We start from the raw sequence: 273 nt of genomic DNA, 5'->3' as shown, positions 1-273 counted from the left end.
CAGATACTGTTTATGTTGAAAAATTTAAACATAGCATGAATGATATTTTGGCTTACATGGCTGAAGTACGTGTCGCGCTAGAACATCAAGATATGAATGTTGATGCTTTAGATGATTTTGAAAACAACCTCAATGATTATAAAACGATATTCCATGAGCTCATCGCGCTAAAAGTTGAGATAGGGCTAACTCCCGAGTCAGGTTTATATGGCGATTTGCGTTTGGCAGTTAAAAAAGTCGAAACTGTGCTGAGTGGCAATGCCGATGATGCCC

General features: G+C 38.8%; 1 protein-coding gene. It reads left to right on the top strand.

Features of this window, described 5'->3' with window-relative positions; translation table 11 throughout:
• Window positions 1–56: 56 nt before the first annotated feature.
• Window positions 57–273, top strand: a 217-nt coding sequence (locus AAEY78_RS13095; protein ID WP_352339741.1) for a hypothetical protein, incomplete at its 3' end; no start/stop codon positions are given.

The sequence above is a fragment of the Psychrobacter sp. 16-MNA-CIBAN-0192 genome (assembly GCF_040309565.1).
Lineage (GTDB): Bacteria > Pseudomonadota > Gammaproteobacteria > Pseudomonadales > Moraxellaceae > Psychrobacter.
This window is presented reverse-complemented; position numbering and strand designations above follow the sequence as displayed.